10 protein-coding genes are annotated in these 13293 nt (G+C 45.2%); 1 reads left to right on the forward strand and 9 read right to left on the reverse strand.

All coding sequences use genetic code 11. The features are described 5' to 3' along the window. Positions 1 to 228 precede the first annotated feature (228 nt). The 9 genes from BMX69_RS15865 to add form a co-directional block, all read right to left on the reverse strand. Positions 229 to 765 carry a CDP-alcohol phosphatidyltransferase family protein gene (locus tag BMX69_RS15865; RefSeq protein WP_054790094.1) on the reverse strand — a complete coding sequence of 179 codons (537 nt, stop codon included), beginning with the start codon at positions 763 to 765 and terminating at the stop codon, positions 229 to 231. Positions 766 to 842: 77 nt separating this feature from the next. Beyond that, positions 843 to 1376, reverse strand: coding sequence for a GNAT family N-acetyltransferase (locus BMX69_RS15870; protein ID WP_100042877.1), 534 nt, complete (start codon positions 1374 to 1376; stop codon positions 843 to 845). Between the two features lie 117 nt (positions 1377 to 1493). Next, entirely contained in the window at positions 1494 to 3323 is a 1830-nt protein-coding gene (locus BMX69_RS15875) for a bifunctional metallophosphatase/5'-nucleotidase (protein ID WP_100042878.1), read from the reverse strand. A gap of 204 nt (positions 3324 to 3527) precedes the next feature. Next, positions 3528 to 5318 carry an aspartate--tRNA ligase gene (gene aspS / locus BMX69_RS15880; RefSeq protein ID WP_100043874.1) on the reverse strand — a complete coding sequence of 597 codons (1791 nt, stop codon included), beginning with the start codon at positions 5316 to 5318 and terminating at the stop codon, positions 3528 to 3530. A gap of 68 nt (positions 5319 to 5386) precedes the next feature. Continuing rightward, on the reverse strand, positions 5387 to 6646 hold the full coding sequence (gene hisS / locus BMX69_RS15885) for a histidine--tRNA ligase (RefSeq protein WP_100042879.1): 1260 nt from the start codon (positions 6644 to 6646) through the stop codon (positions 5387 to 5389). A 49-nt stretch (positions 6647 to 6695) separates the two neighbouring features. Next, positions 6696 to 8150, reverse strand: coding sequence for a coproporphyrinogen dehydrogenase HemZ (gene hemZ, locus BMX69_RS15890; RefSeq protein WP_100042880.1), 1455 nt, complete (start codon positions 8148 to 8150; stop codon positions 6696 to 6698). Positions 8151 to 8224: 74 nt separating this feature from the next. Continuing rightward, entirely contained in the window at positions 8225 to 8869 is a 645-nt protein-coding gene (locus tag BMX69_RS15895) for an MBL fold metallo-hydrolase (protein ID WP_100042881.1), read from the reverse strand. 128 nt (positions 8870 to 8997) lie between these two features. Continuing rightward, complete coding sequence (locus BMX69_RS15900) at positions 8998 to 11304, reverse strand: RelA/SpoT family protein (RefSeq protein ID WP_100043875.1); 2307 nt, start codon at positions 11302 to 11304, stop codon at positions 8998 to 9000. Between the two features lie 73 nt (positions 11305 to 11377). Beyond that, positions 11378 to 12370 carry an adenosine deaminase gene (add, locus tag BMX69_RS15905; protein ID WP_100042882.1) on the reverse strand — a complete coding sequence of 331 codons (993 nt, stop codon included), beginning with the start codon at positions 12368 to 12370 and terminating at the stop codon, positions 11378 to 11380. A gap of 339 nt (positions 12371 to 12709) precedes the next feature. Here add and BMX69_RS15910 point away from each other — a divergent pair, with 339 nt between their 5' ends. Beyond that, entirely contained in the window at positions 12710 to 13288 is a 579-nt protein-coding gene (locus BMX69_RS15910) for a hypothetical protein (RefSeq protein ID WP_100042883.1), read from the forward strand. Positions 13289 to 13293 lie beyond the last annotated feature (5 nt).

Consider the following 13293-nt stretch of genomic DNA (forward strand, 5'->3'; position numbering starts at 1 on the left):
CTTTCATATTTTAACCTCATCAAGTAAGTCCCCCACTGCAATGCTGGAAGGACATAAGTGGTGTGTTGGACTTACTTGTGACCGATAAAGCAGTGCATGCTCCTATATTCAGAAGGGATGCAAGCCCCTTCTGACAAGCTGCGAAAGCAGATATGAGGCTATGCCTGATAAAGCGGTGCACGCTGTGAGCAAATAGTGAAGCGTATTGGGAATATCCGATTGACTATTCTATTTTCTAAGTGAAAATATGGATTTAATATCTCGCCGTAACTTTATAGAAACAGAATTAATAATTAATTCTTCTATCGCCGAAATGCTTGCAATCAAACAAACCAAAATAGCCGCCGCATATAATCCTGTTCCAATATATAGAAATGGAAAGGTAAACAAAGCAATCCCTGTCAGCTTATTAGCATACGTGTGTAAAAATGCAAGTTGTCTATAACGAATAAAACCAACACCTAACGATATCAGGCGGACAACAGCAATCGCAGCGATCCAATATATTCCCCATAAAGGCAATTGAAAGCTTGGAACAAATATGGACAACAAAACTATAACCATGAAAGCATCAGCAATGCTATCCAGCATCTGACCTCTTTTGCTTACGGCATTCATCTTTCGCGCAATCATTCCGTCCAAAACATCACTGATGCCGCATAAAAAATATACAATGAGAAATTGTCTTGAAAATGGTTCCATTGTCAACAAAACCACGGTTCCTAACACTCTCGTCATTGTAATTAAGTTAGGAATATTCTTCATCTGAGCCTCCGGTATTCCCCTACAGCTGAAGCCGGCATATTGCCGGCTTCTCTGACAGTACGTGGCTTCACTCTCAATTATTTTTCAAAAGTCTCCACACCATATACTATTTCATAGATTTCTTTCTTATACGGAAGAAATTCCTCTTCCGTCACAGGTTTTCCATAACTCATAACCCACAGCTGAATCGGCTTATCCAAAGGCTTTAAAGGCAATTGCTCATAGTAAAAGGAATTGGAGTGAAATCCCAGCCTTTCATAAAATACTGCCCTGCTTCTGGTTATAGGGTTCTCCTCCGTGATTGGTTCTATTTCCAGAAATACAGGTTTTTCCGTTTCCTCCATAGCCTCTTGTACCAGCTGTTTTCCATATCCTTTTCCCCTGCATACTTCCGTTGTGGCCAAATGTTCCATAAAAACACAAGAGGTAAGATCCCAGTATCCCAGAAAGGCCACAATCTTTCCTTCCTCTTCTATCACACGGACTTTATAACAGGGATTACCGAAAACCCTTTTCTGATCGTCTTTTGTCCGGCGCTCAATATTTGGAAATGATTCCTTATAAATCTGGTATATTTCCTCAAAACGGGTCTGCGGGTTTTTTAATAACATAATATCAATCTCCTAATCTTTATCTGTAATTGTTTCTGCCTTTAAGTGTATCATTTCCTGCGAAAAGAAGCAATGGAAAAGCCTGCCCCCATTTTACCGGGGCAGGCTATCTTCATTTTATTTAATGGTAATTCTACCCTGTCCTGCAGGATTTGCATAATCAGCGCCTACATTGCCGCCTAAATTGCTGCGGATATAAGTGGAAAGCAAATCTACATCAGTCATGACTTCATCCCGGATCACCTTACTTCCCTTAAACATGGTCATACCATCACCGGCAGATTTTAACATGTAGTTATGGGAGGCTACAGTATAAGTCTTATTCACATCAAGAGGAGCGCCGCCTACCATAATATCGGATACCCGGTATGCTCCGTTTACTTTTATAAAATTGTCTTTTTCATCCAACTGTACATTGGAAGCCTTAGAGGTATCGATGGTATAAGTAAGACCTGATACTTGCAGGAAACCGCCATTTTCCTTCGGGCAGTTCCGGGAAGCCATTTCCAGGGCATCCTTGATCTGCTGGCCGGTTACTTCCACAATACAACCCATATTGCCGAATGGGAATACGGTGAGGGTATCATTATAGGTAATGTTGCCGGCTTTTATGTTGGCTCTGACACCGCCGCCATTGGAAAAGCCGATCTCTGCTCCAAGCACATAACGATATGCATCAGCAGACAGATCCCCAAGGTTTGTCTCCCCGCTTCTGACCGCACGGTTTCCGGTTGACGGGTCATTTACTGTAAGTTCTACATCCGTATGTCCGATCACAGCCTTCAATGTCTCATTGTACTGAGCCTGGATCGCCTTTACGAATTTGTCTGTATCATAGTCAATGGCCTTTCCGTCAGCTGTGACAGCGCTCTTTCCAGGAATCACCAGCTGAACTCCTACAGTCAGGACATTAGGATCCTTAATTTTATCTCTGTTTGCTTCATAGATTTCATTCCAACGGTTATAGGAGCCTAATTCTCTCTTAGCGATCCGGCTTAAGGAATCCCCATTCTTTACGGTATAAGCACTGGTGCCCGCTCCTGCCGGAACCTGGGAAACCAGTTCACTGGAAAATGTTCCATCTGTATGAAGTGTCAGCTTTCCGAAGTTCTTTAACTTTGTACCTGTCTGGGTAAGAAGTACATCCTGGCCATCCTTATTCTTTACGTACTTTCCATATTCCTCATGGGAATGGCCGTCGATTAATACATTAATGCCCGTAGTATTCTTGATCACGTTATCAGAGGTCCAACGGTCTGTTGTCCCGTTTACGCCCAGATGTCCTACCAAAATTACGTAATTAGCTCCCTCTGCTTTTGCACTGTTTACAGATGACTGGATCTGGTTATAGAGTCTTTGTCCATTTTCATCTTCACAAAAACCGTAAATATAGTTTCCATTTCCATCCTGGAAATAAGCTGGAGTGGATTTAGTAAAGCTTTCCGGTGTAGTTGCACCCACAAACGCGACCTTCGTATCCCCATATGTAAAGATCTTATAAGGAGCAAATACCGTTGAGCCAGTCCTTAAATCCATAAAATTGCTGGAATAGTAACCGCAGCTTAACTTTCCTGCCAATTCCAGAAAACGAGGCATCCCATAATCAAACTCATGGTTACCCGGCACTGCGAAGTCATAACCGACCTTATTCATAATGTCGATCAAATAACCTCCGTCTGACAGTGTCCCAATGGGCGCGCCCTGAATGGCATCTCCGGCGTCAATCAGCGTCACATATGGAGTCTGAGCCTGCATCTCTTTCTTATAGAGAGCAAGTCCCGCATATCCTATGTTTTCATCAACCCCGCAGTGGACATCATTGGTATAGAGAACCACGATATCCCTGTCTGCTGCCAGAGAAGAAAAGGATATGCCTGTCGTCAGGGACAGGACCATGAGCAGAGCCAGCCATAGTGACAGAAACCTTCTTGTCTTACTTCCTTTCATTGTTGAAACCCTCCTTTTGAAAAGTACGTTTTCCTCTATTATATCAGATAAATGTAAAAATAGTATATTATTTTTCCATATTTTAAAATTATTTCTTCCTTTTCTCAGGTTTCTTTTAGACCTGATACTTATAAATATAGAAAAGGGATACCCCTTCCGCCAAAAGCTGACACTTTTAGCAGAAGGGCATCCCTCATCAATCAATTATTCATTTTCTTCACTGATTTCTATTCCCAGCTCTACAAGCTGCTTCGGATCTACCATTGAAGGTGCCTCGGTCATCAGACAGGACGCATCTTTTACCTTAGGGAATGCGATTACATCACGGATGCTGTCTGCGCCTACCATCAGCATAACAACCCGGTCCAGACCGTAAGCAAGTCCTGCGTGAGGCGGAACACCATATTTAAATGCTTCCAAAAGGAAGCCGAACTGATCCTCAGCCTGTTCCTTTGTAAAGCCCAGCACTTCAAACATCTTGGACTGGATATCGCTCTGGTGGATACGGACAGAACCTCCGCCAAGCTCCGTACCATTTAACACGATATCATAAGCCTTTGCACGGACAGCGCCAGGATTGCTGTCAATAAGCGCCCAGTCTTCATCCATAGGCATGGTAAATGGGTGATGCATTGCAGTAAAGCGGCCCTGTTCTTCGGAATACTCAAGCAGCGGGAATTCCGTTACCCATAAGAATTTATAGTCATCCTTCTTCAGAAGCTCAAGCTGTCTAGCCAGCTCCAGTCTCAAGTTGCCTAATACGTCAAATACCACTTTATCCCGGTCTGCCGCAAATAAAAGCAGGTCTCCGGGCTTTGCTCCCATTGCATCTGCCAGAGTGTGAAGCTCTTCCTCTGACATGAATTTTGCAAAGGAACATTTATAGGTTCCGTCTTCATTCACAGCAAGATAAGCCAGACCCTTGGCGCCAAAGCCTTTTGCATATTCCACCAGGGCGTCAATTTTTTTACGAGGCATCGCTCCCTGTCCTTCGGCATTGATACCGCGGACAGAACCGCCGTTTTCAAGCGCACCCTTGAACACTGCAAATTCCGTATCCTTTACTACATCGGAAACATTTTTAAGTTCCATTCCAAAACGCATATCCGGCTTGTCTGAACCAAAGCGGTCCATAGCTTCTTTCCATGTCATTCTGGTAATTGGAAGCTGGATTTCAAACCCAGTGATTTCCTTAAATAATTTCTTTAACAGCCTTTCATTGACTTCCAGCACGTCCTCCACATCCACAAAGGAAAGCTCCATATCGATCTGGGTAAATTCCGGCTGTCTGTCTGCACGGAGGTCCTCGTCACGATAGCATCTTGCCAGCTGGAAATAACGGTCATAACCGGAACACATCAGCAGCTGCTTAAAAAGCTGGGGAGACTGGGGAAGTGCGTAGAAAGAGCCAGGGTGGACACGGCTTGGAACCAAATAGTCCCGGGCGCCTTCCGGAGTGCTCTTAATAAGTGTCGGCGTTTCGATCTCTAAAAAGCCCTCTTCTGCCAAAAATGCTCTTGTTAAGGTGGCAACCTGGCTTCTCACTTTGATGTTCTTCTGGATATCAGGTCTTCTAAGATCAAGGAAACGGTATTTTAATCTCAGTTCTTCCTTTGTCTTGCTGTTCTCTTCGATGGGGAATGGAGGTGTTTCAGATTCGGATAATATCCTTAAGCTTTTTGCCCGTACTTCAATGGCTCCTGTGGCCAGGTTCTCATTCACTCCTCCTGCCCTTGTTTCCACTTCGCCGGTCACTGCGATAACAAATTCACTTCTTAATTTTTCAGCCTTTGCAAAGCTTTCAGCTCCGCAATCACTTTCTTCAAAAATGATCTGCAGAATTCCGGTACGGTCTCTTAAATCAACAAAAATGATTCCTCCCTTATTTCTGCTTTTCTGGACCCAGCCCATAACTGTTATTTCACTGCCCACATTGGCTGTTGTAACCTCTGTGCATCTATGTGTTCTTTTTAAGCCTAACATTGATTCTGCCATAATATCCTCTTTCCTGCCCATGTTTTTTGGCATATCAGTATGCCCTTAGGGCGTTCCTCCTGATAAATTTACTTAAGTGCATCCTTATAGAATTCCTTAAACAGTGTATAGCCTTCCTTCTCAAGGCCTTCTTTCTGGAACTTTTTGTTTTTATTCATCTGGGAAACCAGAACGGTCACACCCTTGGCCCGTTCTTCCATCGCCTCTTTGATGGCTCCATTCATCACATCATCACTTACACCCTTTTCGATCAGAAAGGCCACCTTGTCTTCCTTTCCGGGGACCGTGAAGCCCTCATCCATCAGGATGGTGATGATCCGTTCAAATCCAATGGAAAAACCACAGGCAGGCGTATCCATGCCGGTGAATTTTCCGATCATCTTATCATATCGGCCGCCGCCGCCTACAGAACCAGGGAATCCGTCAACCTGGATCTCAAAAATGGTTCCGGTGTAATAAGACATTCCTCTCACGAGGGTAGGGTCAAATACGATGTGAAACTGGCTGGTGGTAATCTGGCTCACACTGTCAATGATAGCCGCCAGGTTTTCCGCCTGTTCCTGATCCATCGCATCCTTTAAGACGCTGCCCAGGCTGCGCACTCCGGCAGCATCGGTTGTCGCTGACTCAAAAAGGGAAAGATATTTTTTAATTTTTTCCTCATCATAACCTACTTCTGCCAGTTCCCTTGCCACACCATCCATACCAATCTTGTCCATCTTATCCAGAATGATGAACACCTGGTCGTAAGATTCTTCCGGAAAGCCGCAGAAAGCTGCCATTCCTTTTAAGATATTCCGGTCATTGATCCTTACGGTATACCCCTTAAAACCAATCTTTCCAAGCAATGTGGTGGTAGCCAGGATCAGCTCGATCTCTGCAAGCCTGGTGGAATCCCCCAATATGTCGATGTCACACTGGACAAACTGTCTGAAGCGCCCTTTTTGTGGACGGTCCGCCCTCCACACGCTTCCCATCTGAAGGGATTTAAAGGGAGCGGCCAGGGATGCCGCATTATTAGAATAATATCTGGATAAGGGAACGGTCAGGTCATACCGGAGGCCGCTGTCAACCAGATCATTTTCAGCCTGTGCTGTCTCCAGATTTAACTTTTCTCCCCGCTTCATGATCTTGAAAATCAGCTTTTCATTATCTCCGCCCTGTTTGCTGGTCAGGTTCTCGATGTGCTCCACACAGGGAGTCTCGATGGAATGAAAGCCGAAGCCGCCATAGGTTTCACGTATCTGGTTCATCACATATTCCCGTACCTGCATTTCGGCGGGAAGAATATCCTTCATTCCGGTAACCGGTTTCTTTTTCAATGCCATTTCGTTCACTCCGTTATTTTCTTAATTTTTAACATGCCTCTATTGTAAATTACATTTCCAATTTTGCAAGCATTTTTTCTTTTCTTTCCAGCATTTCGTCGATTCTTGCAATATACTGTTCCACATCCTTGACATTTTCCACCCGCTCCAGACGGTTTTCAGATGGGAATATCACCTTTGTGGTAGTTCCTGCCCCGCAGGCTATAATGGTCTGCTTTTCTTCCATAATTAAAATATTATAGATGCAGGCTTTGCCTGGAAGAGAATAGCCGACGTTTTCAAAGTTTCCGGCCATGTTTTTCTGACGGTAAAGGTAATAGGGCTCCTGCCCCATGCTTCTGGCATAGGAGGCAGTCAAATCGATCATTTCCTGAGTATTGGTGATCTTTAAATCCCCGTACTTTTCCTTAAACATATTAAGGCGGGCCGCACGCTTGATGGCAAGGGAATGAACGGTAATGCCATCTGGCCCGAGTGCCTTTATCTCCTCCATGGTCCGGGTCACATCTTCCATATCCTCTTCCGGCAGGCCAATGATTAAATCCATGTTGATATTGTCAAAGCCCAAAGACCTTGCCATGGAATACCGGTCCTTTACCATGTCTACGGTATGGCGCCGGCCGATGATATCCAGGGTTTCCTGCTTCATGGTCTGAGGATTAATGGATATACGGGACACACCATGGCTTTTTAGAACCTGAAGCTTTTCTATGGTAATGCTGTCCGGGCGTCCGGCCTCAACGGTAAATTCCTTTACCGTGGTAAAATCAAAGGTTGTTTTCATCCTGCGAATCAGCTTATCCAGATGAAGGGCGGAAAGGGAGGTAGGCGTACCTCCGCCGATATAAACCGTATCAAGGGTCCTTCCTGCCATTTTCTTTGCCGTATAATCCATTTCCTTAAATAAAGCTTCCAGATACTCTTCCATGCGCTTTTCCCATTGTCCGATGGGAAAAGATGTGAAGGAGCAGTAAAGGCAGGTGGTGGGGCAAAAGGGGATACCTACATACAAGCTGTAGCCGCGGCTGTAATCAATGGCGGAAATGAGTTCCATCTCCCGCCTGGCAATCTCCAGGCTTAAATCCACTTTTCCGTCACTGGTTAAATAGGTATCCTTCATGTATCTGCGGACTTCGCCATCTGTATACCCTTCCAAAAGCTTTGTCATGGCGATTTTGGTAGGCCGGATTCCCGTTAAGGTACCCCAGGGAAGCTCAATCCCTGTAAGCTCCTGAACCATGCCATATAGCATCCGTTTAATCCGGTTCTTGGTTTCAAAGCGGTCTGTAAAATCCACTTTAGTGGATGAAGAACTTACAATGCCCTTCTCAAAATCCTGGATTGCCAGCTCAAAATCAGCCTCTCCTGTCCTGCCCCGGACAAGAAGACGGTATGCCTCTTCTGGGCTTTCCTTGTGAACGAAGCCCTCTCCCGGATAAAATGCCATTAAAAGCTCTCTGATATCCTGCTCAAAGGACTGGTCGTCTAATATTAATCCTATCATGTGTTTTCCTCATCTGTACCCATGCTTTTTGGGCATATCGGGATACCCGCAGGGTGCTTTCCTCTTGATGCTTCCTATCCTCTGTATAATGCCACCGGGTTGTATACTTTCTCATGACCAATCGTGGTCGCCTCCCCATGGCCCGGATAAACAAGAGTATCGTCAGGCAGGACAAAAAGCCGCTCCTTTATGGAGTTTAAGATCTGGGACTGACTTCCCGTAGGAAAATCTGTTCTTCCCAAAGACTCCAAAAAGAGTGTGTCCCCGCTTATGAGGACATCTTCAGACTCTATTAAATAACAGACCGAACCTGAAGTATGGCCTGGGGTAAACAAAACCTTAAAGGCCATTCCTGCAAGGGAGAGGATGGCTCCATCCTCCTCATATCCGTCTGCATGAAGCGCACAAGCCTTACCAAAGGAGGAAGACAAATTGACAGACGGTTCTGCCAGCATCTCTTTTTCCTGCTTTCCAGCATAAATTTTCACATCGGGAAATGCCTCTTTGATATCTTTTACCGCCATAATATGATCAAAATGCCCATGAGTCAGGATAATCGCCTCCGGAATCAGGGAAAGCTCCCGGCACAGATCCAGGATATATGCCCCGTCTGCACCCGGATCCACGATTACCGCTTTTTTAAGGGATTCCCGGTATATTACATAACAATTGGTTCCAAGCTGGCCCACAGGACAGGTCTTTATTCTGAAATCACTCATATTATTATCTCCTAACTGAAACTATCTTTATGTAAACCTGATACAAATCCGGTTCAGACTACTTAGAAAAACACGCGTTCCAAATTTTATCATTGGGCTCAATGCTCGTGCAAAAAGAGAAAACTGCGTTATCCCGCAGTCCTCTCAATGTCTATGACTCCTTCGATTTGTCTCAGCTTGTCAACCAGCTTGCCAAGTTCTTCCACGCCATGAATATCAAAGGTCATGGTAATGGTCGCCTTGCCCTGCTTGTTGGTTCTGGAGTTCATGGAGGTGATGTCGATCTGCCTCTCTGTAAATACCTTGGATATATCGACAAACATGCCGATCCGGTTATTGGCAAATATCTTGATCTCCGAGGAATACCGTTCCTTGGTGTCATCACCCTCCGATTCCTGCCATTCCGCATCAATCAGACGATTCCGCTCGTCCTCAGGCAGGTTTAAGACGTTGACGCAGTCTGTCCTGTGGATAGAAATCCCCCGTCCGCGAGTTACAAAGCCTACGATCTCATCTCCCGGAACCGGGCTGCAGCACTTGGAAAAACGGACTGCAAGGTCGTGGATTCCCTTAACCACGATTCCGCTGCCCGAGCGTCTCTTGACTGGCAGCCTGTTGCTCATATCCTCTATGTCATTTAAAATGCTGTTGTCCGTAACATCTTTCTTAAGTTTCTTATTCCGTTCATCCACCATCTTATTGATGACCTGGCCTTCTTTCAGGCCTCCGTGTCCGATGGATGCAAGAACGGATTCCCAGTCACGGAACGCATAACGCTTCATGACCTTTTCCTGGTATTCCGGCTTGCTGATCTCAGAATAAATGATTCCCTTTGTCTTACAGTAGCGATCCACCATTTCCTTGCCGCGAAGGATGTTATCTTCCTTCAGCTCTGTTTTGAACCATTGGTTGATCTTGTTCTTAGCCTGGGTGCTTTTCACTATATTCAGCCAGTCCCGGCTGGGGCCCCTGCTGTTCTGGGAAGTGATGATCTCCACCTGGTCGCCGTTCTCAATCACGTAATCAATGTTCACCAGTTTTCCATTGACTCTGGATCCCACCATCTTATTGCCTACCGCACTGTGTATGGAGTATGCAAAATCAATGGGCGTAGAGCCGGCGGGAAGATTCTTCACATCTCCGGAAGGGGTGAAGCAGTAAACACTGTCGGAGAATAAATCCAGATCTCCCTTTACCATGTTTAAGAATTCCTTGTTATCGGACATGTCCTTCTGCCATTCCAGGATCTGACGCAGCCAGCTTAACTTCTCTTCCTCTTTGCCTGCTGCCACCTGTCCGCTTCCGCTCTCTTTATACTTCCAATGGGCGGCAATACCGTATTCTGCGGTACGGTGCATATCATAAGTACGGATCTGGATCTCAAAGGGCTGCCCATTGTTTCCGATCAGAGTGGTATGAAGAGACTGGTACATGTTGGGTTTCGGCATCGCAATATAATCTTTGAAACGGCCGGGAATGGGCTTATACATCTCATGGATCACCCCAAGTGCGGCATAGCAGTCCTTTACGCTGTCAACGATAATACGAACCGCAAACAGATCATAAATCTGGTCCAGAGTCTTGTTCTGGTTCACCATCTTTTTATAGATGCTGAAAAAATGCTTCACGCGGCCATCTACTCTGGCTTCGATCCCGCCGGTCCGTAAATGTTCCTGTACTTCATCTACAATGCTCTTTACAAAAGTTTCCCTGGCATCCTTTTTTAAAGATATTTTCTCTGCCAGCTCATAATATATTTCCGGCTGCAGATATCTTAAGGACAGATCATCAAGCTCGATCTTTATCTTGGAAATACCAAGGCGGTGGGCAATGGGAGCATAGATTTCCATGGTCTCCTTTGCCTTTTCCTTTTGTTTTTCCGGTTTCATGTACTGCAGCGTCCGCATGTTGTGGAGGCGGTCCGCCAATTTGATGATAATGACGCGGATATCCTTTGCCATGGCTAAAAACATCTTCCTTAAGTTCTCAGCCTGAATCTCCATCTTATCCATGGACCAGGATATCTGGGTCAGTTTGGTGACGCCGTCCACTAAAAGGGCCACCTCTTCCCCGAATTCCGCCTTCAGCTCATCTAAGGACATGATCGTGTCCTCGACCACATCATGAAGGATCCCGGCGGCAATGGTCTCTTTATCCATCTCTAAATCAGCCAGAATAATGGCAACACAAAGAGGGTGAATGATATACGGTTCACCCGATTTTCGCCTTTGGTCCTTATGCGCATTATCCGCAATATGATATGCCTTTTCTATCATGGTGATATCATCGGAAGGGTGATATCTCCTTATACTGCGGACCAGTTCTTCATAAAGTACGTCCGGGCTGGTAAAATCAGCCGGAGCTTCCAGATCCACATCCACCTTCCGCTTTTCCGGACGTTCCTTTTCCAAAGCCGCCAAATTATTCTTTTCCATCATTGGATTATCTGCCATATGCCGTCACCCTTTTGTTGCATTCCTGGTTTCCACCTATTTTTAAACGTAGTTATCATTCATTATAATTATTATTGTCGAAAAATGCAAATATTTTTTCTTTCTGTCTATTTTCAAGGAAAGCTCCTTCCAGCGCATACCGGTTCATCTGTCTTAGATCCGCTTCCGTAAATCCCATATATTTCTTAATGAGCTCTGCTTCCTTTTCCAGTGTGGTATCTGAAACAGTCATGTTATCCGTATTGTAGGTAACCCTGATTCCCCGGTCATAAAAGGCCTTTAACGGATGCTCCTCTATGGAAGGAACGGCTTTTGTCTGAAGGTTGCTGATCACACACATCTCTAAGGTAATCTTTTCCTTTTTTAAGAGGTCCATACATGCCTCTGACTTGATTGCGGCACATCCATGTCCGATTCTCTTTGCTCCGTAATGGACCGCTTTTGTGATATTTTCATAATCACCGCACTCTCCCGCATGTATGGTAAACGGAATGTCTCTCCTGCCGGCCTCCTTAAAAAGAGGCTCAAAGTGCTCCATGGGGATCATACCCTCCGGCCCTGCAAGATCCACTCCCACTACACCCTTCCCAAGATAGGCCTGGGCCAGTTCAAAGGTTTCCTCATTTTCCCGGTCGGGCCCGTTTACCATTGCACAAAGAAGGATCCCTGCATGCATATGGGACTTTTCTGTGCCCTTCCTCACTCCTCTTATGACCGCTTCTAAAGCTTTTTCCTTTGTCAGTCCCTTTCCCGTATGGAGCTGTGGAGCAAAACGGATTTCACTGAGAATCAGTCCCTGGGAAGCCAGCTCTTTTGTCAAATGATGGGAAGCCAGTTCCAGAGCTTCTTCTGTCTGAAGCAGCATCCCCGGCAGATCAAAGCACTTTAAATAATCCACTAAGCTTTCACAGTTTTCCCCTGCAACAAGGCTTTTCCTTCCGCCTAACCCTTCAAAGTCATATCCGACCTGCGCCGCAAGCAGCTTTACAGTCTCAATGGATAAAGATCCATCCAAATGGAGATGAAGGTCAGTTTCCAATCGTTTCATAACAATCCCTCCTTTTGTTAATGAAAACATTTTAACATACTACTGGGAAAGTAACAATTATTTCATGATATACTTCTGCTGCATCCGCCTCTTTATGTATATAAAATCAAACAAATGCTACTATTGGTGAGGAAGCCTCACCCTCAAAAGGGATAAGTATCACTACAAAGAATGTTTATATTGTATGAGAAAAGATTGAGAATGGGAAGATAGACGTTAAGAATTCCAAAAAATAGAAAATTCATATAATTTTTCAGTTCTTTTTAAGAAACGTGCGTTATAATCAACCACATCAGATACACCCTATCTGAAATCAAAACCATGAAAGGTGTGAGAAGCTTGAAAAAATATACAATAAACCTATTATGTGCAGGCATCTGCATCCTGGCGCTCACCGGCTGCAGCACAAACAGCAATGCCACCACCGCAGCAGCAGCCCAGACTGAAGCTCAGCAGGAGCAGCCGACAAAAGACTCCGGCATTCTGGCTAAGATCACTTCAGTTGATAACCAGACCATGACGGTGATTCTTGCAAACAAAGGGGAGAAACCAGAAGGTTCCCCTGCACAAGAGGGCAGGAATAACGGAACAACTCCGCCGGATAGGTCTTCAGATGGCATGTCTCCTCCCGAAAAACCGGCTGATGATGTGACCCTTCCCGAAAAATCAGAGGAAGGAGCCTCCCTTCCTGATAAACAGGCAGATGACAGCGGAAAGACAGGTTCCGCTAACAGGGAACGAAAGCAGCCGGAAATGAATTTCGACGGGGAATCAAAAACCTATACCATTTCTGATTCTGCTGTCATTACGAGAGGCATGGAAAAAGAAAGCGCTTCTGTTTCTGATCTGTCCGCGGACACCGTGGTACAAATCACTTTAGATGGAGATACTGTTTCCAGCATCAGCATTATGAATTAACTGTA

The sequence above is a fragment of the Lacrimispora sphenoides JCM 1415 genome, from assembly GCF_900105615.1.
GTDB lineage: Bacteria > Bacillota > Clostridia > Lachnospirales > Lachnospiraceae > Lacrimispora > Lacrimispora sphenoides.

Coding starts and splice junctions, on each gene's coding strand:
- BMX69_RS15865 (WP_054790094.1), bottom strand. CDS start 765: ATGAAGAATATTCCTAACTTAATTACAATGACGAGAGTGTTAGGAACC.
- BMX69_RS15870 (WP_100042877.1), bottom strand. CDS start 1,376: ATGTTATTAAAAAACCCGCAGACCCGTTTTGAGGAAATATACCAGATT.
- BMX69_RS15875 (WP_100042878.1), bottom strand. CDS start 3,323: ATGAAAGGAAGTAAGACAAGAAGGTTTCTGTCACTATGGCTGGCTCTG.
- aspS (WP_100043874.1), bottom strand. CDS start 5,318: ATGGCAGAATCAATGTTAGGCTTAAAAAGAACACATAGATGCACAGAG.
- hisS (WP_100042879.1), bottom strand. CDS start 6,646: ATGGCATTGAAAAAGAAACCGGTTACCGGAATGAAGGATATTCTTCCC.
- hemZ (WP_100042880.1), bottom strand. CDS start 8,150: ATGATAGGATTAATATTAGACGACCAGTCCTTTGAGCAGGATATCAGA.
- BMX69_RS15895 (WP_100042881.1), bottom strand. CDS start 8,869: ATGAGTGATTTCAGAATAAAGACCTGTCCTGTGGGCCAGCTTGGAACC.
- BMX69_RS15900 (WP_100043875.1), bottom strand. CDS start 11,304: ATGGAAAAGAATAATTTGGCGGCTTTGGAAAAGGAACGTCCGGAAAAG.
- add (WP_100042882.1), bottom strand. CDS start 12,370: ATGAAACGATTGGAAACTGACCTTCATCTCCATTTGGATGGATCTTTA.